Here is a 1,238-nt window from a genome sequence, read left to right as displayed (position 1 = left end):
TCTTATCAGAAGATATTAAATTATTGTTCATTTTTTCCACAATTATGTAAATCCTACTGTGCAGTATATGTCAACTAGGCATTAAATGGGTTATGCTAAATCCTGATTTTGTTGCCGAAAAATAGATATAGATTCTGGTGTTTTCCCCCCAAGATGTGTTAATAACACTTATCTTTTAATTACTGATCCTATCAAAAAACGTCTCAACTCCATAAATTTCAAGGATTCGAGACGTTTTAACAACTTTTATTTAGTTGTGTTAATTGATATTTTACACGAAGTTAAGACTTTAAGAATAATAGTGAGTTTACTCCCTCTTCCTAACCGTTATTGTATCCAACGGAAAAGCATCTAACTTAGTTTAGTTATAAATAATGTGAATTAGATTTCAGTACAAAGATACTATTCTCAAAATTAATTGCCTGGTAAATTAATTAACTAAAGGTGAGTCTTAAGTTCAATAGCAATTTTCCAAAGATTATCGAATAAGCCGAATAAATATATGAACCAAGAGTAACACTACACATAAAAACTAATGTGGGGTATTACTAACATGAAACAGATTATTCTTTGGTCACTTTTGATATTGCCCTGGGCATCCTTGTTTTTCTTGAAAGCGGATACTGTACGCAGGTATATGCCTGTCGCTCTTTTTATGACTGTTATTCATACCTTGGCATATCAAGCGGCTTACCATTATGGATGGTGGGAAGAGTCAGGTTCCAGCCTGTTCGGGTGGGATAAAGTCGTGCCGATTCCTTGGGTGTATGGAGCTTATTTAGTTATCGTTATCTGGGTATTCCACTTTACTTTCAGGAGATTTTGGCTATATTTGACTGTTAATATACTTTTGGACGGGTTATTTATGTACATCTTATATCCAATAGGGCAAAGGATGGGTCTTGTTTCGAGTGAATCGACTTTGCCTACAATAGCTATTGTTGCTATGATGGTCGCTTTTGCATTAATTATCTATATGTATCAATTATGGCAGGATGAAATATTCGACCTATCTAAAGAGAAAACATAAGTGACCAAGAAGTAGATTTAATGTCCCCTTCATTGTGAAGAAAAGCAAGGTAACCGAAAACATGGATTTTCGATCGAATTCTTACCTTAGTTGCTTTACAATAGCGATAACATTGCTCTACTGCAGCACGAAACAGTAGTTTCCCTAGTTTTTAATAGTAAAAGAGTGCATATATACGTGTTCTTGCTAAACCCCTTGCAAAACTACT

Annotated in this window: 1 protein-coding gene; it reads left to right on the top strand. The window is 34.3% G+C overall.

Features of this window, described 5'->3' with window-relative positions:
• Positions 1 to 553: 553 nt before the first annotated feature.
• Positions 554 to 1,030 (top strand): hypothetical protein, encoded by a 477-nt coding sequence (locus tag FS935_RS22235; RefSeq protein ID WP_146950805.1) that lies wholly within the window; start codon positions 554 to 556, stop codon positions 1,028 to 1,030.
• The last annotated feature ends 208 nt before the right edge of the window (positions 1,031 to 1,238 follow it).

Source organism: Metabacillus litoralis, assembly GCF_007994985.1.
Classification (GTDB): domain Bacteria; phylum Bacillota; class Bacilli; order Bacillales; family Bacillaceae; genus Metabacillus; species Metabacillus litoralis.
The sequence above is the reverse complement of the archived record's forward strand: the minus strand, read 5'-3'. Positions and strand labels throughout refer to the sequence as shown.

Bases quoted from the DNA above. Each gene is read 5' to 3' on its own strand.
- FS935_RS22235 (WP_146950805.1), top strand. From the start codon at position 554: ATGAAACAGATTATTCTTTGGTCACTTTTGATATTGCCCTGGGCATCC.